The 20,957-nt window shown below is 71.0% G+C and carries 17 protein-coding genes; 8 read left to right on the forward strand and 9 right to left on the reverse strand.

Going from position 1 to position 20,957, the window contains the following annotated elements; genetic code table 11:
* The first annotated feature begins 105 nt into the window (after positions 1–105).
* Positions 106–4,677, forward strand: a complete 4,572-nt coding sequence (locus E7742_RS13070) for an ATP-dependent helicase (protein WP_137799333.1) — start codon at positions 106–108, stop codon at positions 4,675–4,677.
* Between the two features lie 3 nt (positions 4,678–4,680).
* A complete protein-coding gene (locus E7742_RS13075; protein WP_137799334.1) occupies positions 4,681–5,466 on the forward strand; it encodes a DNA-formamidopyrimidine glycosylase family protein in 786 nt (261 codons plus the stop codon).
* Here the strand turns inward: E7742_RS13075 and E7742_RS13080 are convergent.
* Positions 5,451–6,056, reverse strand: coding sequence for a TetR/AcrR family transcriptional regulator (locus E7742_RS13080; RefSeq protein ID WP_137799335.1), 606 nt, complete (start codon positions 6,054–6,056; stop codon positions 5,451–5,453). The two genes, E7742_RS13075 and E7742_RS13080, sit on opposite strands and share 16 nt — an antisense overlap.
* 94 nt (positions 6,057–6,150) lie before the next feature.
* Here E7742_RS13080 and E7742_RS13085 point away from each other — a divergent pair, with 94 nt between their 5' ends.
* Complete coding sequence (locus E7742_RS13085) at positions 6,151–6,690, forward strand: hypothetical protein (protein WP_137799336.1); 540 nt, start codon at positions 6,151–6,153, stop codon at positions 6,688–6,690.
* Here the strand turns inward: E7742_RS13085 and E7742_RS13090 are convergent.
* Positions 6,668–8,422 carry a glycerol-3-phosphate dehydrogenase/oxidase gene (locus tag E7742_RS13090; protein WP_137799337.1) on the reverse strand — a complete coding sequence of 585 codons (1,755 nt, stop codon included), beginning with the start codon at positions 8,420–8,422 and terminating at the stop codon, positions 6,668–6,670. The genes E7742_RS13085 and E7742_RS13090 overlap by 23 nt on opposite strands.
* Before the next feature lie 81 nt (positions 8,423–8,503).
* On the opposite strand from E7742_RS13090, the gene glpK reads away from it, so the two are divergent.
* Positions 8,504–10,015 carry a glycerol kinase GlpK gene (gene glpK, locus E7742_RS13095; RefSeq protein ID WP_137799338.1) on the forward strand — a complete coding sequence of 504 codons (1,512 nt, stop codon included), beginning with the start codon at positions 8,504–8,506 and terminating at the stop codon, positions 10,013–10,015.
* On the opposite strand, the gene E7742_RS13100 is transcribed toward glpK, so the two are convergent.
* The 3 genes from E7742_RS13100 to E7742_RS13110 all read right to left on the reverse strand — a co-directional run bounded on the left by E7742_RS13100 (position 9,976) and on the right by E7742_RS13110 (position 13,499).
* Positions 9,976–10,566 carry a type II toxin-antitoxin system prevent-host-death family antitoxin gene (locus tag E7742_RS13100; protein WP_137799339.1) on the reverse strand — a complete coding sequence of 197 codons (591 nt, stop codon included), beginning with the start codon at positions 10,564–10,566 and terminating at the stop codon, positions 9,976–9,978. The two genes, glpK and E7742_RS13100, sit on opposite strands and share 40 nt — an antisense overlap.
* 126 nt (positions 10,567–10,692) lie before the next feature.
* A complete protein-coding gene (locus E7742_RS13105) occupies positions 10,693–11,901 on the reverse strand; it encodes an aminotransferase-like domain-containing protein (RefSeq protein WP_137799340.1) in 1,209 nt (402 codons plus the stop codon).
* A 191-nt stretch (positions 11,902–12,092) separates the two neighbouring features.
* On the reverse strand, positions 12,093–13,499 hold the full coding sequence (locus E7742_RS13110; RefSeq protein WP_137799341.1) for an NAD(P)H-quinone dehydrogenase: 1,407 nt from the start codon (positions 13,497–13,499) through the stop codon (positions 12,093–12,095).
* Between the two features lie 145 nt (positions 13,500–13,644).
* Between E7742_RS13110 and E7742_RS13115 the strand changes: the two genes are divergently transcribed.
* On the forward strand, positions 13,645–14,115 hold the full coding sequence (locus E7742_RS13115) for a gamma-glutamylcyclotransferase (RefSeq protein WP_137799342.1): 471 nt from the start codon (positions 13,645–13,647) through the stop codon (positions 14,113–14,115).
* 40 nt (positions 14,116–14,155) lie between these two features.
* Here E7742_RS13115 and E7742_RS13120 read toward each other — a convergent pair whose 3' ends face one another.
* Genes E7742_RS13120 through E7742_RS13130 form a run of 3 tightly spaced genes read right to left on the reverse strand, consistent with a single transcriptional unit; the run spans position 14,156 to position 17,209 of the window.
* Positions 14,156–15,307 (reverse strand): M20 family metallopeptidase, encoded by a 1,152-nt coding sequence (locus E7742_RS13120; RefSeq protein WP_137799343.1) that lies wholly within the window; start codon positions 15,305–15,307, stop codon positions 14,156–14,158.
* Positions 15,304–16,452, reverse strand: a complete 1,149-nt coding sequence (locus E7742_RS13125; RefSeq protein ID WP_137799344.1) for a M20 family metallopeptidase — start codon at positions 16,450–16,452, stop codon at positions 15,304–15,306. The genes E7742_RS13120 and E7742_RS13125 overlap by 4 nt, the downstream gene beginning before the upstream one ends.
* A 58-nt stretch (positions 16,453–16,510) precedes the next feature.
* Positions 16,511–17,209, reverse strand: a complete 699-nt coding sequence (locus E7742_RS13130; RefSeq protein ID WP_137799345.1) for an enoyl-CoA hydratase-related protein — start codon at positions 17,207–17,209, stop codon at positions 16,511–16,513.
* Between the two features lie 53 nt (positions 17,210–17,262).
* Here E7742_RS13130 and E7742_RS13135 point away from each other — a divergent pair, with 53 nt between their 5' ends.
* From E7742_RS13135 to E7742_RS13145, 3 genes are all read left to right on the forward strand, one after another.
* Entirely contained in the window at positions 17,263–18,048 is a 786-nt protein-coding gene (locus E7742_RS13135; RefSeq protein WP_137799346.1) for a purine-nucleoside phosphorylase, read from the forward strand.
* Positions 18,045–19,535: a phospho-sugar mutase gene (locus E7742_RS13140; RefSeq protein ID WP_302660004.1), complete on the forward strand. Its 1,491-nt coding sequence runs from the start codon at positions 18,045–18,047 to the stop codon at positions 19,533–19,535. The genes E7742_RS13135 and E7742_RS13140 overlap by 4 nt, the downstream gene beginning before the upstream one ends.
* 90 nt (positions 19,536–19,625) lie before the next feature.
* Positions 19,626–20,246, forward strand: coding sequence for a PepSY domain-containing protein (locus tag E7742_RS13145; protein ID WP_137799347.1), 621 nt, complete (start codon positions 19,626–19,628; stop codon positions 20,244–20,246).
* A 9-nt stretch (positions 20,247–20,255) separates the two neighbouring features.
* On the opposite strand, the gene upp is transcribed toward E7742_RS13145, so the two are convergent.
* Positions 20,256–20,879, reverse strand: coding sequence for a uracil phosphoribosyltransferase (upp, locus tag E7742_RS13150; RefSeq protein ID WP_137799348.1), 624 nt, complete (start codon positions 20,877–20,879; stop codon positions 20,256–20,258).
* Positions 20,880–20,957: the final 78 nt, after the last annotated feature.

Here is a 20,957-nt window from a genome sequence, read left to right on the forward strand (position 1 = left end):
GTACGCCTTACGGAGATCCCGGACCGATCTGTCTCGTCCGTACGTTTGATCGGCACGGTAGCCACTGCGCAGCGGCTGTCGGACGGTCGATGCAAGATGGATCGCATGGACGCCGTCCTCGACCGCTTCTCCGCCCCCACCCGGGAGTGGTTCGACGGTGCCTTCGACGCGCCGACGCCCGCGCAGCTGGGTGCGTGGGAGTCGATCGCGAGTGGTTCGCACACCCTGGTGGTGGCGCCCACCGGCTCCGGTAAGACCCTGTCGGCGTTCCTGTGGGCACTCGATCGGCTGGCCGGCGCCGCCCCGAACGCCGACGACACTACGAACGACGAGAAGCCCAGCACCAAGGTTCTCTACATCTCCCCGCTCAAGGCGCTGGGAGTCGACGTCGAACGCAACCTGCGCGCCCCGCTGGTCGGAATCACCCAGACCGCCAAGCGTCTGGGGTTCACCCCACCGGAGATCCGCGTCGGAGTCCGGTCCGGCGACACCCCCGCCGGGGAGCGCCGTCAGCTCGTCAAGACGCCCCCGGACATCCTCATCACCACGCCCGAGTCACTCTTCCTGATGCTGACCTCGTCGGCGCGCGAGACGCTCACCGGCGTCGAGACGGTGATCGTCGACGAGGTTCATGCGGTCGCCGGCACCAAGCGCGGCGCCCATCTGGCGTTGTCGCTCGAGCGTCTCGACATGCTGCTGGCCAGGCCCGTGCAGCGCATCGGGCTGTCGGCGACGGTACGTCCGCACGAGGAGGTGGGCCGGTTCCTGGCGGGTGCCGCTCCCATCCGCGTCGTGGCACCGCCCGCGGCCAAGACCTTCGACCTCACGGTGCGGGTGCCCGTCGAGGACATGACCGAGCTCGGCATCGCCGAACCCGATCCCGACTCGGCGTCCCCCAGCCCGCAGGCGGGGTCGATCTGGCCGCACGTCGAGGAACAGATCGTCGACCTCATCCTCGACCACCGGTCGTCGATCGTGTTCGCCAACTCGCGCCGCCTCGCCGAGAAGCTCACCGCCCGGCTCAACGAGATCTACGCCGAACGTCTCGGCGGCGCGGTGGAGCGGCAGGGCAAGCCGCCGGCGCAGCTCGGTGCCCCCACCGAGGTCAACTACGGTGCCGACCCGGTGCTGGCGCGCGCGCACCACGGCTCCGTCAGCAAGGACCAGCGCGCGATCATCGAGGACGACCTCAAGTCCGGACGGTTGCGCTGTGTGGTCGCCACCAGCAGCCTCGAGCTCGGAATCGACATGGGGGCAGTCGATCTCGTCGTCCAGGTGGAGGCGCCGCCGTCGGTCGCCAGCGGCCTGCAGCGGGTGGGCCGCGCCGGGCACCAGGTGGGTGAGATCTCGCGGGGCGTGTTATTCCCCAAGCACCGCACCGACCTGATCCACTGCGCCGTCACCGTCGAGCGCATGACCGCCGGCAAGATCGAGGCGCTCGAGATCCCGGCCAATCCGCTGGACATCCTGGCGCAGCAGACCGTCGCGGCCACGGCCCTCGAGCCACTCGACGTCGAGCAGTGGTACGACGTGGTCCGCCGCAGCGGCTCGTTCGCGACGTTGCCGCGCTCGGCGTACGAGTCCACGCTGGACCTGCTCGCCGGCCGCTACCCGTCCGACGAGTTCGCCGAACTGCGTCCCCGGCTGGTGTGGGATCGCGACGGCGGCACACTCACCGGCCGGCCCGGCTCGCAGCGTCTGGCGGTCACCTCGGGTGGCGCCATCCCGGACCGCGGACTGTTCGCGGTGTACATGGTGGGTGAGCGGCAGTCGCGCGTGGGCGAGCTCGACGAGGAGATGGTCTACGAGTCCCGCGTCGGCGACGTGTTCGCGCTGGGTGCCACCAGTTGGCGGATCGAGGAGATCACCTTCGACCGGGTCCTCGTCAGCCCGGCGTACGGTCTGCCGGGGCGGCTTCCCTTCTGGCACGGTGACGGGCTGGGGCGTCCCGCCGAACTCGGCGAGGCACTCGGCGGTTTCCTGCGCGAGCTGTCGTCGGCCACCGCGGACGAGGTGACCGCGCGCCTCGTCGCCGCGGGACTCGACACCAACGCCACCACCAACCTGGCGGCGCTGCTCGCGGACCAGCAGCAGGCGACCGGGCGGGTACCCACCGACCGCACGCTGGTCGTCGAGCGCTTCCGCGACGAGCTCGGCGACTGGCGTCTGGTCCTGCACTCTCCGTACGGCCTGCGGGTGCACGCGCCGTGGGCGCTGGCGATCGGGGCGCGTCTGCGCGAACGGTTCGGCGTCGACGCGGCTCCCACCGCGTCCGACGACGGCATCATCGTCCGCCTGCCCGACACCGAGGACACACCGCCCGGAGCGGATCTGTTCGCCTTCGAGCGCGACGAGATCGAGGACATCGTCACCGACGAGGTGGGCGGCTCCGCCCTGTTCGCGTCCCGCTTCCGCGAATGTGCCGCGCGCGCACTGCTGTTGCCGCGGCGCACCCCCGGCAAGCGGGCACCACTGTGGCAGCAGCGCCAGCGCTCGGCGCAGTTGCTCGACGTCGCGCGCAAGTATCCGACGTTCCCGATCCTGCTCGAGACGGTCCGCGAGTGTCTGCAGGACGTCTACGACCTGCCCGCGTTGCGAGACCTGTTCGGCCGGATCGCGCGGCGCCAGATCCGGATGGTGGAGGTCGAGACGGCGACGCCGTCACCGTTCGCCAACTCGCTGCTGTTCGACTACGTCGGTGCGTTCATGTACGAGGGCGACAGCCCACTCGCCGAGCGGCGCGCGGCGGCGCTGTCGCTCGACTCGACCCTGCTGGCCGAACTCCTCGGCCGTGTCGAATTGCGCGAGCTGCTCGACGCCGACGTCATCGCGAAGGCCGAACGCGAACTGCAGCGCCTCGTCCCCGAGCGGCACGCGCGCGACATGGAAGGCATGGCCGACCTGTTGCGCCTGCTCGGACCGCTCACCACCGAGGAGGCGGCGCTCCGATCGACCGCCGACCCGGGGCCGTGGCTCGAGGAGCTCGTCGACCACCGTCGGGCGCTGCGGGTCTCGTTCGCCGGCCGGCAGTGGTGGACGGCCGTCGAGGACGCGGCACGTCTGCGCGACGGCCTCGGTGTGCCGCTGCCGATCGGCACCCCCGCCGCGTTCATCGAACCGGTCGACGACCCGCTCGGTGACCTGCTCGGCCGGTACGCCCGCACCCACGGCCCGTTCACGGTGTCCGAGGCGGCCGAACGGTTCGGCCTCGGATCCGCCGTCGCCCGCGACGTCCTGGTCCGGCTGGCCTCCGAGAAACGGGTGGTGGAGGGCGAGTTCCGGCCCGGCGCCTCCGGCAGCGAGTGGTGCGACGCCGAAGTCCTGCGCCGGTTGCGCCGCCGGTCGCTGGCCGCGGCCCGCGAGGAGGTCGAACCGGTCAGCACCGCCACCCTCGGACGGTTCCTGCCCGGGTGGCAGCATGTCGGGGGTTCGCTGCGCGGCCTCGACGGCGTCGTTTCCGTCGTGGAACAGCTTGCGGGCGTGCCGGTTCCGGCGTCGGCGCTGGAATCGTTGGTGCTCGGTTCCCGGGTGCGCGACTACTCCCCCGCGATGCTCGACGAACTCACCTCCACCGGGGAGGTGCTGTGGTCGGGCGGCGGCCAGATCTCCGGCAAGGACGGTTGGGTGCGCCTGCACCTGGCCGAGTCGGCGCCGCTCACGCTCACTCCGCCCGCCGACATCGAGCTCACCGACGTCCACCGCGGGATCCTCGACACCCTCGCCGGTGGCGGCGCGTACTTCTTCCGGCAGCTGTCCGACGCGGTCGGCGCCGGCGGACTGGCCCCCTCCGGCGGCATGGACGACAAGGCGCTCATGTCGGCGTTGTGGGATCTGGTGTGGGCCGGGTACGTCGCGGGCGACACCCTGGCCCCGCTGCGGGCGCTGCTGTCGGACACCTCCCGCACCACCACCAGCCACCGCACCCCGCGCCGCGCTCCCCGTGCCCACGCCTACCGGCGGCTCTCGCGCCCCACGCTGCCCACCAGATCCGGTCCGCCCGCCGCCGGCGGGCGGTGGTCGCTGCTGCCCGAGCCCGAACCCGACCCCACACTGCGCGCGCACGCCACCGCCGATCTGCTGCTCGAACGGTACGGAGTCGTCACCCGCGGCTCGGTGGTCGGCGAGGACGTCCCCGGCGGTTTCGCCCTGATGTACAAGGTGCTCAGCGGTTTCGAGGACAGCGGACGCTGTCGCCGCGGCTACTTCGTCGACACCCTCGGCGGCGCGCAGTTCTCCACCCCCGACGTGGTCGACCGGCTGCGCACCTACGGCGAGTCCATCGAGGGGCGGCACGAGGCCGCGCCCGCGGTCACGCTCGCCGCGTCCGATCCCGCCAATCCGTACGGTGCGGCCCTGCCGTGGCCGGCGTCGATGGCCGCCGACGACGCCCCCAAGCACCGCCCGGGCCGCAAGGCCGGCGGGCTGGTCGTGCTCGTGGACGGCGAGCTGGTGCTGTTCGTCGAACGCGGTGGCCGCACCCTGCTCACCTTCACCGACGACATCGGGGCCCGGCGCACCGCGGCCGAGTCGCTCGCCGCCGCCGTCAAGCGGGGCGGCATCGACAAGGTCGTCGTCGAGAAGGTGGACGGATCGACCATCCACGGTCACGACTTCGGGCAGCTCCTCGCCGAGGTCGGGTTCTCGGCCACCCCGCGCGGCTACCGATTGCGGGCGTGACCCGTGCCCGAGGGAGACACCGTCTGGCAGGCGGCGCAGCGGCTCGACGCCGCGCTCACCGGCCACACACTGACCGAGTGCGACGTCCGGGTCCCGCGGTACGCCACCGTCGACCTCACGGGCCTGCGGGTGGACGAGACCGTGGCCAGGGGCAAGCATCTGCTCACCCGCGTCGGTGAGTTCACGATTCACACCCACCTGAAGATGGAGGGGGTGTGGCACGTGTATCCCCGCGGCGCGCGCTGGAAACGCCCCGCCCATCAGGCCCGGATCATCCTCGGGACCGACGACACGGTGGCCGTCGGGTTCGCGCTCGGGATCACCGAGGTGATCGAGCGTGCCCACGAGGGGGACGTCGTGGGATATCTCGGACCCGACCTCCTCGGCCCCGACTGGGATGCCGACGCCGCGACGGCCAACCTGGTGGCCGCGGGCGATCGCCCGATCGGCGAGGCCCTCCTGGACCAGCGGATCATGGCCGGGATCGGCAACGTGTACCGCAACGAGATCTGTTTCCTGCGCGGCGTCGACCCGCGTACCCCCACCGCGCGGGTCCCGGACCTGCCTCGCACGGTCGACCTCGCGTACCGGCTCCTGCAGGCCAACCGGGCCCGGGTCGCGCGGGTCACCACCGGCGATCGTCGGCCCGGCCGGCGCAGCTGGGTGTACGGGCGCGGGGGCAAGCCGTGCCTGCGATGCGGAACGACGATCGTGGCCGGCGAGCTCGGGGAGACGCCCGGGCGCGAACGGTCGATCTTCTACTGCCCCCGGTGTCAGCCGCCGCGCTGACCCGCCGCCGCGAGCAGCGTGACGCAGTGCGCGACGAAGCGGTCCCGGGGCGCGGTGATGGTGCCGTCGAGAAGTCCGATGAACAAGCTGGTCAACGCGCCCACCAGCCCGACGGCGGTCATCTGCCGCTCGTCCGGGTCCGTGATGTGTGACAGCTGCTCGTGCACCAACAGCACGAAGGCCGGCGCGAGTTCGAGGCCCTGCCCGCCGAGGGCCGGTTCCGTCAGCGGTGCCAACAGCAGAATTCGACCGCGGGCCGGGTGGTCCACCATCAGTTCCACGAACGCGGTCACGGCCGCCGCGGCCCGCTCCCCTGGTGACCGCGGCGAACCGAGCGCTCCGACGAGCGCCTCCTGCGCCTGCCGACCGACGTGGTCGTACACGGCTCGCACGAATTCGTCTCGGTCGGAGAAACTCTCGTAGAAATACCGTTCGGTGAGCGCGGCGGCGCGGCACACCGCACGCACGCCGACCGCGGCCCCGTCCCCGGCTCCGAGGAGGTCGACACCCGCGGCGAGCAGTGCGTCACGCCGCGCGGCACGACGCTCCTCGATGCCCCTGCCGGCCGACGTGCGCCGCTCGGTCGCCACTCGTCCTCCAGACCTCGATCCCGCTCCGGCGATCCTAGCGACGACCTGCGTCACTACGCGCCGCCCGCGGGTCGTCTGTGCGACGCTTTGTCGCATGGAATCGGATCTGCGTTCGTTGATGCACCGACCGCTGCTCAGCCGGTCGGTTCCGCTCGACAAGGACAATGCCGCGAGCCGGATCAGCGCCTACGTGTACGGAAACATCCTGATCCTGGCGGCGCTGATCCCGGAAACCATCTCGCGCAGCGATTCCCGCACGATCGCGATCGTCGCCGGCACCGCGATCTCGACCTTCATCGCGCACGTCTTCGCCGAGGGGGTCGGCCGATCGGTGCGATCCGGGCGCCAGCTCACCACCGCCGAGCGGCTCGCCGAACTGCGCGATTCGGTGCCGGTACTCAGTTCCGCCGTCGTCCCGATCGTCGTGCTGGCCACGGCCTACTTCGGCTGGGTGGAGGCCTTCACCGCGCAGGTGATCGCCGAGGTCGCGATCCTGGTGCGCATCGCGTCGATGGTGTTCGTCATCACCCGACTGCGCGGCGAACGTCCCACCGGCAACACCCTGATCGCCGCGGTGGCGCTCGCCGTCGTCGCCACCGCGGTGGTGGTCGTCAAAGTCGTGTTGACCCACTAGCGGCCGCGCCCGGGACCGGCTCGAGAATCTCCGCGCGCGCTTCGGGCGCGGCCACGCGCAGGGCGTCGGCGGAGGCGTCGTCGGGTTGGGCCTGCGACATGATCTCGGCCTCGACGCGCGCGCGGTAGGTCTCGACCTCCCGCTCGATCGCGGCGTCGTCCCAGCCGAGGACCGGTGCCACCAGTCGGGCCACCTGTTCGGCGCAGTCGACGCCGCGGTGCGAGTACTCGATCGAGATGCGGGTGCGCCGGGCCAGGATGTCCTCGAGGTGGAGGGCGCCCTCGGCCGCCGCGGCGTACACGGCCTCCACCTGCAGGTAGTCGGGTGCCTCGGTGATCGGCTCGAGCAGTTCGGGTGACTCGTCCGCGAGTTCGAGCACCTCGTCGATCAGCGAACCGTACCGGTCCAGCAGGTGCTTCACCCGATACGGGTGCAGTCCGTGCACCTGTCCCAGATGCACCGCCTGATTGACCAGTGCGAAGTAGCCGTCGGCGCCGGCCAACGGCACCTTCTCGGTGATCGACGGCGCCACCCGCGCCGGGATGTCCTCGGCCGCGAGGTCGACGGCGTCCTTGCCCATCACCCGGTAGGTCGTGTACTTGCCGCCGGCGATCGCGACCAGGCCGGGCGCCACCCGCGCCACGGCGTGCTCACGCGAGAGCTTCGACGTCTCGTCGCTCTCCCCCGCCAGGAGCGGGCGCAGGCCGGCGTAGACGCCGTCGATATCCTCGGGGGTGAGCGCCGTGGCCAGCACCTTGTTGACGTGACCGAGGATGTAGTCGATGTCGGCCTTGGTCGCGGCCGGGTGCGCGAGATCGAGGTTCCAGTCGGTGTCGGTGGTGCCGATGATCCAGTGGTTGCCCCACGGGATGACGAACAGGACCGACTTCTCGGTACGGAGGATGATGGCGGAGTCGCTCACGATGCGATCGCGCGGGACGACGATGTGGACGCCCTTGGACGCCCGCACCCGGAACCGGCCGCGCTGGTGCGAGAGCGCCTGGATCTCGTCGGTCCACACGCCGGTCGCGTTGATGACGACGTGCCCCTTGACCTCGGTGGTCTCCCCCGACTCGGAGTCGCGCACCCGGACCCCCGAGACCCGGTCCGCCTCGCGGAGGAACCCCACCACCTGCGTGGACGTGCGGACCACGGCCCCGTAGTGCGCCGCCGTGCGCGCCACCGTCATGGTGTGCCGGGCGTCGTCGACGACGGTGTCGTAGTACCGGATTCCGCCGACGAGCGCGCCCCGCTTGAGACCCGGCGCCATCCGCAGCGCTCCGGCGCGGGTCAGATGTTTCTGCGCCGGAACAGTTTTCGCTCCGCCCATCCGGTCGTAGAGGAAGATCCCGGCAGCCATGTAGGGCCGCTCCCACACCCGATGAGTGAGGGGGAAGAGGAATTTCAACGGTTTGACGAGGTGCGGGGCGAGCGTCGACATCGACAGCTCGCGCTCGTGCAGGGCCTCGGCCACCAGCCCGAACTCGAGCTGCTCGAGGTAGCGCAGGCCGCCGTGGAACATCTTCGACGACCGCGACGAGGTGCCGGACGCGAAATCGCGGGCCTCGACGAGTGCGACCTTGAGACCGCGCGTCGCGGCGTCCAGCGCGGCACCCGCGCCGACGACTCCGCCGCCGATCACCACCACGTCGAACTGCTCGGTCCCCAACTGCTCCCAGGCCCGCTCGCGCTGCTGCGGACCCAGGAATTGCACACCAGGCTGCTTGTCCAACTCGGTCTCCCGTGGTTGTCGGCGAATCTGCTCCCAGGCTAGTAGCTTCGTGCGCATACCGCCCGAGAGACGAGGACGACCGTGACGCAGTACATCGCCGCCATCGACCAGGGAACGACGTCGAGCCGATGCATGATCTTCGACCACGACGGGCGGGTCGTGGGTGTGGCGCAGAAGGAACACGAGCAGATCTTCCCGAAACCGGGATGGGTGGAACACGATCCGGAGGAGCTCTGGAGCAACACCCGCGAGATGGTCGGGTCGGTGCTCGCGAAGACGAATCTCACCGCCAAGGACATCGCGGCCGTCGGGATCACCAACCAGCGGGAGACCACCGTGGTGTGGGATCGCGAAACCGGCAAGCCCGTCTACAACGCGATCGTCTGGCAGGACACGCGCACCGACCGCCTGTGCACCGAACTGGCCGGCGACGAGGGCCGCGGCCGGTTCCGCGACGCCACCGGGCTGCCGCTGTCCACGTACTTCTCCGGCCCCAAAGCCCGGTGGATCCTCGACAACGTCGACGGCGCCCGTGAGCGCGCCGAGGCGGGCGAGCTGTGCTTCGGCACCGTCGACTCGTGGATCCTGTGGAATCTCGCCGGGGGCCTGCACGTCACCGACGTCACCAACGCCTCGCGCACACTACTGATGAATCTCGAGACCCTCGACTGGGACCGCGACGTCTGCGACGCGATGGGCATTCCCGTCTCGATGCTGCCCGAGATTCGCAGTTCGTCCGAGGTGTACGGCGAACTGGAACTGCCCGGCATCTCGGCGGGTATCCCGGTGGCCGGCATTCTCGGCGACCAGCAGGCGGCGATGTTCGGCCAGGCGTGCCTGGCGGAGGGGGATGCCAAGAACACGTACGGCACGGGCAATTTCCTCTTGGTCAACACCGGAACCACACCGGTGCACAGCGAACACGGCCTGCTCACCACCGTCTGCTACAAGCTGGGCGACAAGCCCGCGGTGTACGCGCTCGAGGGCTCGGTTGCGGTCACCGGCTCTCTCGTCCAGTGGTTGCGCGACAATCTGGGAATCATACAGTCCGCCAAGGAGATCGAACCGCTCGCGAAGACGGTCGACGACAACGGCGGCGCGTACTTCGTCCCGGCGTTCTCGGGACTGTTCGCGCCGCGCTGGCGTCCCGATGCCCGGGGGGTCATCGCCGGACTGACGCGTTTCGTCAACAAGGGGCACCTCGCGCGGGCCGCGCTCGAGGCGACCGCCTACCAGACGCGGGAGGTGATCGAGGCGATGCGCGCCGACTCCGGTGTGGAACTGAGCACGCTCAAGGTGGACGGCGGCATGGTGGTCAACGAGACGCTGATGCAGTTCCAGGCCGACATCCTGAACCTTCCCGTCACCCGGCCGGTCGTGAACGAGACCACGGCGCTCGGCGCAGCCTACGCGGCCGGCCTGGCCGTCGGCTTCTGGGAGGGCGAGGACGACATTCGCGACAACTGGGCCGAGGACAAGGCCTGGGAACCGCGGATGGAGGACGACGAGCGCGAGCGCCTGTACGCCGGATGGAACCGCGCCGTCGAGCGGACCTACGACTGGACCGACGAGGACGACAGCGCCTCCGCGTAGTCGCGCCACGCCGCCAACCGTTCGAGCCAGTAGTCCGCGCCGGGCCCGGCACCCTCCTGCTGGATCCGGACCACGGTGCCCGGCGCGGCGTCGGACAGAGCGATCGCGTCGGACAAACCGATGCGCACCTCGACACTATCGGCGGCTGAGCCGCTCCCCCACACCATCGTGATCGACTCGCCCGGGTCGCACTCGACCACGCGGCCGGTCCGCTCGTCCCACTCCGCGATGGCCTCACCGTGCAGGTACGTGTCGACCATGAGTTCCCCCCACCAGGGAACGCGATAGCGGTGCTGCGAGAAGACGCCCCACACCATCCCGCGCGACGCCCGGATCACGACGGACTCGTCGACCGTCGCGAGGTGCTCGGGCACGGCCGTCGAGGGGTCTGCGAGAGCTTCCAGGACACGGAGATCCTCGAGTGAGACCAGTGCGGCCGCAGGGGAACCGTTGCGCGTGATGGTGATCCGCTCCCCCGCGTACGCCGCGCGGCACACCAGGTCGCGCAACTGGGCCCGCGCCTCGCCGAACGGAATTCTCGTCGTCCTCATGGCGGCAGAGTAGGCGCGGGCACCGACAGCGCCGACAGCGGCGACAGCAGCGCGCGCTCCGGCGGAAAAGAGTGCCCGCCGCGAAATCGAAAATGTACAGAATCTCGTGATCTGTACATTTTCGATTCACCGGGGAATCAGTTTTTCGGCGCGGGCGTCGTACGCCGACCGCAGCCGCGCGACACCCTCGACCAGCACCGCCTCCTCGTAGGTCGCGAAGCACAACCGGGCCGCGTGCGGATGGGCGTGCGCCACCCCGAACGCGCCGCCCGGCACGTAGGCGACGTCGTGCGCGAGGGCGGTGTCGAGCAACGCGGTGGTGTCGACGCCGTCGGCGAACTCGATCCAGCAGAACATGCCGCCGTGCACGGTGGCATGCGAGATGCGGGGGCCGAAGGTCGACTCGAGTGCCCGGACCAGCGCACCGGCCCGGGCCGCGTAGGACCCGCGCACGGTGGCGAGGTGCTCGTCGAGCCACTCGTGGTCGTCCAGCAGTTCGGTCGCGATCTGCTGTGTGAGGGACGAACCGCACAGGTCGGCGCCCTGCTTGAGCAGTTCGACGGCCTCGCACACGCGGCGGTCCCCGTGCAGCCAGCCGATGCGCAGTGCCGGCGCGAGCGTCTTGGAGCCGCTCGACAGTCGCAGCACCCGGTCCGAGTGGGCGGCGACCGGCGCGGGCGCCGGAGTGTCGAACCACAGTTCGCCGTACGGGTCGTCCTCGATGACCCAGAACCCGTACCGGTCGGCGAGAGCCGCCAGATGCCGGCGCCGCCGCGCGGACAACACCACACCGCGCGGGTTGTGGAAATTGGAGACGGTGTGAACCACCTTGGGCCGCAGACCTTCCCGCAACGCATGTTCGAGAGCGGCGGTGTCCATCCCGTCCTCGTCGAGCGCGACGGGTGCCAGCGCAGCCTGCGCGGTCCGGAACACCTGCAGCGCACCGGTGTAGCCGGGCTCCTCCACGACGACGGTGTCGCCCGGGTCGATCAGCACCTGCGCGAGCAGGCTCAGCGCCTGCTGCGAGCCGTGCGTGACGACCACCTCGGCCGGATCGACCACGCGTCCGACCTTGCCGCTCTCCCGGACCGCGACGGTCTCGCGCAGCGGCGCCCACCCCGACGTCTCGCCGTACTGCACCGTCCGCGGGTCGTCGAGCGCACGAAGCGCGGCCTGCGAGATCCGTTCGCGGGGAACGAGTTTCGTTGCGGGAAGCCCTCCGGCGAGACTGATCACCGAAGGTCGAGCGGTGAGGGTGAGCAGGTCGCGGATGGCGGAGCTGCGCAGGTCGGCCATCCGCGCGGACAGCTGCAGGGGCGTCGAATCGAGTGACATACGGCGACTTCCGTGGTCGAGGGGCCGTCACACACGACGGCACAGGACGAAGGCAGGAACACCCAGGTCGTCCCGGATCCACGGGGCGGAGAGCGATGCGAGGGGGCCGATGGTTCTCGGCCCCCTCGCATCATGTCACGACGTCACCACGATGTGAACTGTGGTTCTCACATCGTGGGCAATCTCTCGCGTCAGTCCAGATCGTCGTGGCGCATGAGCTGGCGTGAGGCCTCGGTGATCGAGCCCGACAGCGAGGGGTACACCGAGAAGGTCTGCGCGAGGTCGTTCACCGTGAGGTTGTTCTGCACCGCGATCGCGATCGGCAGGATCAACTCGGATGCGGTCGCCGCGACGACCACACCGCCGATGACCACACCGGTGGCCGGACGGCAGAAGATCTTCACGAAGCCGCGGCGCAGCCCGGACATCTTGGCGCGTGGGTTGGTGTTGAGCGGCAGCATGACGGTGCGCGCCGGCACGTCACCGTTGTCGATCGCCGCCTGGCTGACGCCGACGTTGGCGATCTCGGGACGCGTGAACACCGCCGAGGCCACGGTCTTGAGCTTGATCGGGCTGACACCCTCGCCGAGCGCGTGGTACATCGCGATGCGGCCCTGCATCGCCGCGACGGAGGCCAGCGGCAGCAGGCCGGTGCAGTCGCCGGCCGCGTAGATGCCGGACACCGACGTCCGCGAAACCCGGTCCACCCGCAGGTAACCGCCCCGGTCGAGTTCGATACCGACCTTCTCGAGCCCCAGCCCGGTGGTGTTCGGGACGGAACCGACGGCCATGAGGGCGTGGCTGCCGAACACGGTGCGCCCGTCCGACAGCTTGACCACCACGCCGCCGTCCTCGGTGCGTTCGACGGCGTCGGCGCGCGCGTGCTTGACGAGCGTCACGCCGCGCTCGGCCAGCACGTCCTCGAGCACCAGGGCGGCGTCGGCGTCCTCGTGCGGCATGACGCGGTCGCGGCTCGACACCATCGTCACCTTGACGCCCATCTCGGTGTACGCCGACACGAACTCGGCGCCCGTGACACCCGAGCCGACGACGACGAGGTGCTCCGGCAGGTCCTCGAGGTCGTAGAGGTGGCGCCAGGTGAGGATGCGTTCGCCGTCCGGGAGCGCGCCGGGCAGCTCCCGGGGGCTGGCGCCGGTGGCGATGAGGACGACGTCGGCGTCGAGGATCTTCTCCTCGCCCGTCGACAGCGTCGCGCGGATCTGGTGGGCGGCCATGCCGATCTGCCGATCGATCACCTCGCCCTTGCCCGAGAGGAGCTGGACACCGACGCTCTGCAGCCGGGCGCGAATGTCGGAGGACTGAGCCTGGGCGAGGTTCTTGACGCGGGTGTTGATCTGCGGGAGGGAGATGGTGGCGCTCGACGGATCGAGCGCGATCCCGAGGTCGGTGGCGCGGCGCATGTCGGTACGGATGCCGGTCGACGCGATGAAGGTCTTGGACGGCACGCAGTCGTACAGCACACATGCTCCACCGATGCCGTCCGAGTCGATCAGTGACACGGAGGCGCCGTGCTGGGCAGCAACCAGAGCTGCCTCGTATCCGGCTGGTCCGCCACCGATGATCACGATCCGGGTCATTCGTCCTCCAAGCTCACCGCGTCCGCCGGGATCTCCGGCACACCCGCGTACAACGCTATTCCAGTGACCGGGAACACGCAGGCTAGGGCCCCCTGGTGACTCTCCGGCTACCCGTGCACGACGGACACGGATTAGGCTTGCCGCCGTGCCGATCTATGCCGCCTACGGGTCCAACATGCATCCCGATCAGATGCTCGAGCGCTGCCCGCACTCCCCGATGGCGGGCACGGGCTGGCTGCACGGGTGGCGGCTGACGTTCAGCGGTGGCGACATCGGCTGGGAGGGCGCACTCGCGACCGTCGTCGAGGATCAGGACGATCCGGACGCCAAGGTGTTCGTCGTCCTCTACGACGTCCCGAGCGAGGACGAGGAACGACTCGACCGTTGGGAGGGCTCGGAACTCGGTATCCACCGCAAGATCCGGCTGCGCGTCGACACCGCCGACGGCCCCGTGCTGGCCTGGTTGTACGTCCTCGACGCGTACGAGGGCGGGCTGCCCTCGGCCCGCTACCTCGGGGTGATGGCCGAGGCGGCGGAGATCGCCGGCGCCCCGGCCGACTACGTCCGCAACCTCCGCACCCGCAACAGCCGCAACGTCGGACCCGGCACGTCCTAGCCCCGACGGCGCGGAGCCACCGGCCCCGCGCCGCGGCCGGTCAGGACTGCAGCACCAGATTCGTCAGCACCCGCACGCCGGTCGCGAGCGCCCGCTCGTCCAGGTCGAACGTCGGCTGGTGAATGTCCAGTTGCGGACCGTGACCCGACCAGACACCCAGCCGCGCCATCGCACCCGGAGCCTCCTCGAGGTACCACGAGAAGTCCTCGCCGCCGCCCGACTGCGGAGTGTCCGCGAGCGCGTCCGGCCCGATCGCGCGGACGGCGTCCTCGAGCATCCGAGCGGACACCTCGTCGTTGACGACGGGCGGCACCCCGCGCCGGTAGTTGAGTTCGTATCGCACGCCGGTGGGTGCGAGCAGTCCGTGCACGATCTCGCGGACCGTCGGTTCGAGCAGCGCCCACGTGTCGTGGTCGCCGGTGCGGACCGTTCCGGTGAGGATGCCGCTGCGCGGGATGGCGTTGGGCGCCTGCCCGGCGCTCACCGCGCCCCAGACCATGACGGTGCCGCTGCGCGGGTCGATCCGGCGGCTGAGCATCCCGGGCAGTCCGGTGATCACCGTGCCGATCGCGTAGACCAGGTCGGTGGTCAGGTGCGGCCGGGACGTATGTCCGCCCGGCGAGTCCAGCACGAGTTCGACGGTGTCCGCGGCGGACGTGATCGCGCCCACCCGGACTCCGATGCGTCCGGCTTCGAGTCGCGGATCGCAGTGCAGCGCGAAAACTCGCGACACGCCCTGCATGCCGCCGGCCGCGACGACGTCCAGCGCACCTCCCGGCATCACTTCCTCCGCGGGCTGGAAGATGAACCGCACGCCGATCGGCAACTCCGGCAACGAGTTCAACGCCAGCGCGGTACCGAGCATGATGGCGGTGTGCGCGTCGTGGCCGCACGCGTGCGCGACGCCGGGCACCGTGGACGCGTACGGCGCGCCCGTCGCCTCCTGCAGCGGCAGCGCGTCCATGTCGGCGCGCAGCGCGATCCGCATGCCGCCGGGCCCGATGTCACAGACGACCCCGGTCCCGCCGGGCAGCAGCAACGGCGACATCCCGGCGGCCGACAGGTGACTCGCGACGAACGTGGTGGTCCCGAACTCGTGCCGGGCCAACTCCGGGTTGGCGTGGAAGTGGCGACGCCAACGAGACAGGTCGATCCTGTGCTCGTCCAGCCACTTCTCGATTCCCTCGTTCACCGTCGTTCCACCCCTTCGAGTAGCCGGGTTCTGTGGTCGGTGTCGAGCGCCGCTCGAATCACCGTGCGTGCCAGCGCGATCGCGCCGTCGACGACCGCGACGTCGGCCGACTCCGAGACCGCGGCGGCCGCGAACTCGGGTTGATGCGTCACCGCGCCGCGGGAGTCGAGTCCGATGACCGGATGGATGCCCGGCAGCACGTGGGTGACGTTACCCATGTCCGTACTGCCCAGCGGGCGCGTCGATTCCAGCTCCACCGGCAGCGGGACGCGGCCCAGGTCGACGACCTCCTCGCGGAAGACGTCGACGAGCCACGGATCCGGGCGCAGTTCGGTGTAGGGCGGTGAGACCGTGCGGACGTCGTGAGTGCACCCGGTGGCGAGCGCTCCGGCCGCGAAGCACGCCTCCGCCCGGACGGAGAGTTCGTCGAGCGACTCCGCGGTGCGGGCCCGCAGGTAGTACAGCATCTCGGCCCGGGCGGGGATGATGTTCGGCGCGGTGCCGCCGTCGCTCACGATGCCGTGCAGCTGCTGCCCCGGCGAGAGCTGCTGACGGAGCAGCGCGAGCGCCACCTGGGCGACGATGACCGCGTCGGCGGCGTTGCGCCCGAACTCCGGTGCGGCCGAAGCGTGCGCCTCCCGGCCGCCGAACGTGATCGCCAGATCCGCGAGCGCGAGCGACGTCGCACCCACGATGTCGAACGGCCCGGGATGCACCATCAGCGCGACGGCGACGTCGTCGAAGACACCCCGCTCGAGCATGACGATCTTGCCGCCGCCGGTCTCCTCCGCAGGTGTACCGATGATCCGGACGGTGATCCCCAACTCGTCCGCGATCGGCGCGAGCGCGAGACCCGCACCGACGGCGGACGCGGCAATGATGTTGTGGCCGCAGGCATGCCCGATCTCCGGCAGGGCGTCGTACTCGGCGAGGATGCCGACGACGAGTTCGCCGCTGCCGTAGCGCGCCTCGAACGCCGTGGGCAGCCCGGCGATCCCCGTGCGCACGTCGAAACCCCGACCGCGCAGGAACTCGACCAGTTTCGCGGCGCTGCGGTGCTCTTCGAACGCTAGTTCCGGCTCGGCATGGATCGAGTGCGACAGCGCGATCAGGTCCGATCGCGCGGCCAGCACCCTGTCCGGCACAGTGGGGGATCCTGATCTCACAGTCCCCAGTGTCTCATTCCTGCGAGCCGGGCCCCGATCAACCGAACTTGAAGTTGCTCTCGTCGGTCTTGGTCGCGAGCGCGTCGAGGATGTCGCGGTGCATGCCCCGCTTGATTCCGGTGAGGTTGGCACCGCGCGTCGAGACGAGTGCGGAGGCGCGGGCCACGGCGGTGTCGAGCACCCGGTCACCGTCGACGGCGTCGTCGACGATCCCGGCCGCGAGCGCGTCGGGTCCGCCGTAGCGTCGGCCGGTGGTCATCGCCTCGACCGCCGTCTGTCGCGTCAGGCGGGACGTGAGCAGCGTCGACATCCCGACGGTGAAGGGCATGTTCAGGTTGACCTCGGGCAGGCAGTAGTAGCCCCGGTCGCCCCGCATGACCCGGAAGTCCTGCGCGATCGCCAGCATCGCGCCGGCGCCGAACGCGTGGCCCTGCACGGCCGCGACGGTGGCCATCGGGAACTCGAGCAGCCGGGTGAAGACCGTGTGGACGCGATCGAGATAGCCGGGCAGCCGGTCGAGATTGCCGAAGATCCAGTCGGTGTCGAGGCCGTTGGTGTAGAACTTGCCGGTCGCCGTGGTGACCAGCGCCGCCGGTCCCTCGTGCGCCTCGACCTCGTCCAGCAACGCGTGCGTGGCGTCGATCCAGTCGGGGTGGAACCGATTCTCGTTGTCCGTCTCCCCCTCGTTGCCGAGGTACAGGACGAAGACGTCGCCTTGGCGATTCAGGTATGGCATGGCGCGATACTACCCGCGAGTAACATCGGGTGTCGCCACTACTGTGTCGGTTCATGGGCACACTCGAGCAGCAGGCCGCGGACGTCCTCGCGGAGCACACCGGAATCGCGAAGCACCGCGCCGCCGTCGTCCTCGGATCGGGATGGCACGCCGCCGCCGACGCGCTGGGCGACGCACTCACCACCGTGCCGATGGCGGACCTGCCCGGCTTCGCCACACCGTCCGCCGTCGGGCACGCCGGCACGGTGCGATCGCTCCGGGTGGACGACACCCCGGTGTTGGTCCTGCTCGGGCGTACCCACGCGTACGAGGGGCACGACCTCGCGCGCGTGGTGCATCCCGTGCGCACCGCGATCGCGGCCGGCGCCGAAACGATCGTCCTCACCAACGCAGCCGGCGGGATCCGCGCCGACATGACCGTGGGACAGCCGGTGCTCATCAGCGACCACCTCAACCTCACGGCGCGTTCGCCGCTCGCCGGCGCGCAGTTCGTCGACCTGGTCGACGCCTACAGTCCCCGGCTGCGTGCCCTCGCCCACGAGATCGATCCGACGCTCACGGAGGGCGTGTACGCGGGGCTGCCGGGACCGCACTACGAGACCCCCGCGGAGATCCGGATGCTCCGCACGTTGGGCGCCGACCTGGTCGGCATGTCGACCGTCCACGAGACCATCGCCGCGCGCGCACTCGGCGCGGAGGTCCTGGGCGTCTCGCTCGTGACGAACTTCGCGGCCGGCATCACCGGCGAGCACCTCGATCACGCCGAGGTACTCGCGGCCGGGCAGGCGTCGGCCGCCCGGATGGGTGAACTGCTGCGCGAGCTGCTGGCCCGGCTGTGACGGATCTGCGATTCGGCACCGCCGGCCTGCGCGGTCCCGTCGGTGACGGACCCGGTCACATGAACGTCGGTGTCGTCGAGCGCACCACGGCGGGGCTGGCGCAGTGGCTGCGCGACCGGAACGCGGGCGGGGGCGTCGTGGTCGTGGGCCGCGATGCCCGCCGCGGCTCGGAGGAGTTCGCGTCCGCGGCGGCGGAGGTGCTCGCCGCCGAGGGCTTCGAGGTGGTACTGCTGCCGCGCCCACTGCCGACGCCCGTGGTCGCCTTCGCGGTTCGCCGGTCGGGGGCGGCCGCCGGTGTCCAGATCACCGCGTCGCACAACCCGCCCGCCGACAACGGCTACAAGGTGTACGTGCACGGCGGCGAACCGCTCGCCGCGCCCGCCGACCGCGAGATCGAGGACGCGATCGCGCGCGTCGGGTCGATCCGGCGCAGCCCCGTCACCCCGGCGGACGACGCGATCGTCACCGCGTACCTCGAGCGCGTGGCGACCCTGCCGTTCGGCCATCGGCGCGACGTCCGCATCGCGCTGACGGCCCTGCACGGCGTCGGCGGAGCGCTCGCGGTCGCGGCGCTGCGGGCGGCGGGCTTCACCGACATCCACACGGTGGCAACCCAATTCGACCCCGACCCCGACTTCCCCACCGTCGCGTTCCCGAACCCCGAGGAACCCGGAGCCACCGATGCACTGCTCGCGCTCGCCGCGGCGGTGGACGCCGACGTCGCGATCGCGCTCGATCCCGACGCCGACCGCTGCGCTGTCGGGGTCCCCGGGCCGGGCGGCTGGCGAATGCTCACCGGCGACCAGACCGGGGCCCTGCTGGGCGACCGGATCCTCGCGCACGCCGCCGACGGCGCGCTGGTCGCGACGACGATCGTGTCGTCGACGCTGCTCGGCCGGATCGCGCAGGCGCGGGGATTCCGGTCCACGCGCACCCTCACCGGGTTCAAGTGGCTCGTCCGCGCCGGGACCGGCCTGGTGTACGCGTACGAGGAGGCCGTCGGCCACTGCGTGGACCCCGACGTCGTGCGGGACAAGGACGGGATCTCCGCCGCCGTGCTGATCGCCGATCTGGTGGCCGATCTCCGGGCGGCGGGCCGGACACCGAGGACCGCGCTGGACGAGCTCGCCATCGAGTTCGGTGTGCATCTCACCGGGCAGGTGTCGCGCCGCTTCGGCGACCTCGACCGGATCGCGCACGTCATGGGCCGGCTGCGCACGCATCCCCCGACCGAGATCGCCGGGACGGCGGTCGAGACGACCGATCTGGCGGCGGTCGACGGTCCGCTGCGGACCGACGCGGTGGCGTGCGCGGGGGCCGGACTGCGCGTCACGATCCGCCCCTCCGGCACCGAACCCAAGCTCAAGGCCTACTTCGAGGTGATCGAACCGGTGGCCGGGGCCGGCGGGCTGCCCGCCGCCGAGGCGGCCGCCCATGCGCGCGCCGACCGGGTGCGTGCCCGGCTGGAGACGATCGAGACGTGGTGACCGGCGCCCGGGCACTTGCCCGCGGCCCGGGCCCCGGCACATCCTGAGAGACGCGCCCCTCGTCACGGCCGACCGCGGACGGAGAACCCGATGGCTTCCAGGACCCTCGCCCCACCGCACCGGAGGACGGCAGTCCTCGTACTCGCCGGCAGCGCGCTCGTCCTCCTCGCCGGCTGCGGCGACGGCGACGACTCGCAGCCGGCCCCGACCCCGGCGGTGACCTCCCCTTCGCCATCCCCGTCGTCGACGCCGGCCGGCGCCACCGGCGCGCCGTCTCCGGACGGGCAGGCACTCGGACGCGCCGGCGCCGCCGCCGTGGCCGCGGTGCCGGGCGGCACCCTCGTGTCGATCGAGACGGAGCACGACGGCACGTGGGAGGCCCAGGTCGTCACGCCCGACGGCGTCGAGCACCACGTCGACGTGTCCCCCGACGGCGCGACCGTCCTCGGCGCGCCGCGCGTCGACGAGGAGGACGAGTCCGACCGCGCCAAGCATCGGGAGCGGGTGCAGGCCGCGGTGCTGGACTACGCCGCGGCGGCCGATGCCGTCCGCGCCGAGGTCCCCGGCGGCGCCGTCACCGAACTCGACCTCGACTCGGACAACGGTGTCACGGTGTGGGAGGCCGACGTGATCGACGGTTCCGGCACCAAGCACGAGGTCACGATCGACGCGGCCACGGGTCAGGTGCTGGCGAACACCACCGGTCGCTGAGAGGCGGCTCTAGCGGGGGCCGAACTGGCGGTCCCCGGCGTCGCCCAGGCCGGGAACGATGAACGCGTTCTCGTCGAGTCCCTCGTCCACGGACGCCGTGATCAGGCGCACCGGGTGGCCCGAGTTCGCGAGAGTGTCGACCCCGCGCGGGGCCGCGACGACGCACACCGCGGTGACGTCGGATGCGCCGCGGGCGACGAGCAGGTCGATCGTGTGGACCATCGAGCCGCCGGTCGCGAGCATCGGGTCCAGCACGTACACCGGCAGCCCCGACAGGTCGGCCGGCAGCGATTCCAGGTACGGCACCGGCTGGTGCGTCTCCTCGTCGCGGGCCATGCCGACGAACCCGACCTGGGACTGCGGGATCAGTGCGCTGGCCTGCTCGATCATCCCGAGCCCGGCACGCAGCACCGGCACCAGCAGCGGCGGCTTCGCCAACCGGAACCCGTCCGTGACGGCCACCGGTGTCTTCACCTCGAACTTCTCGATCGGCGCGTCCCGGATCGCCTCGTAGATCAGCATCTGGGTGAGCTGCCGCAACGCCGACCGGAACGTGGCGTTGTCGCTGCGTTCGTCGCGCATCCTCGTCAGAAGTGCTGCTGCCAGAGGATGGTCGACCACGTGCGTTTCCATGACTGCACAGGATAGTGGCGACCGCACCGGCCCCCGGCCACGCCCCGAGACCCGGCGGGAACCGAACGCCCGTTTCGT

It is taken from the genome of Rhodococcus sp. SGAir0479 (assembly GCF_005484805.1).
In the GTDB taxonomy this organism is placed as follows: domain Bacteria; phylum Actinomycetota; class Actinomycetes; order Mycobacteriales; family Mycobacteriaceae; genus Prescottella.

Coding starts and splice junctions, on each gene's coding strand:
- E7742_RS13105 (WP_137799340.1), bottom strand. CDS start 11,901: ATGTCACTCGATTCGACGCCCCTGCAGCTGTCCGCGCGGATGGCCGAC.
- E7742_RS13110 (WP_137799341.1), bottom strand. CDS start 13,499: ATGACCCGGATCGTGATCATCGGTGGCGGACCAGCCGGATACGAGGCA.
- E7742_RS13145 (WP_137799347.1), top strand. CDS start 19,626: ATGGCTTCCAGGACCCTCGCCCCACCGCACCGGAGGACGGCAGTCCTC.
- E7742_RS13085 (WP_137799336.1), top strand. CDS start 6,151: ATGGAATCGGATCTGCGTTCGTTGATGCACCGACCGCTGCTCAGCCGG.
- E7742_RS13130 (WP_137799345.1), bottom strand. CDS start 17,209: ATGCCATACCTGAATCGCCAAGGCGACGTCTTCGTCCTGTACCTCGGC.
- E7742_RS13135 (WP_137799346.1), top strand. CDS start 17,263: ATGGGCACACTCGAGCAGCAGGCCGCGGACGTCCTCGCGGAGCACACC.
- E7742_RS13100 (WP_137799339.1), bottom strand. CDS start 10,566: ATGAGGACGACGAGAATTCCGTTCGGCGAGGCGCGGGCCCAGTTGCGC.
- E7742_RS13070 (WP_137799333.1), top strand. CDS start 106: ATGGACGCCGTCCTCGACCGCTTCTCCGCCCCCACCCGGGAGTGGTTC.
- upp (WP_137799348.1), bottom strand. CDS start 20,879: ATGGAAACGCACGTGGTCGACCATCCTCTGGCAGCAGCACTTCTGACG.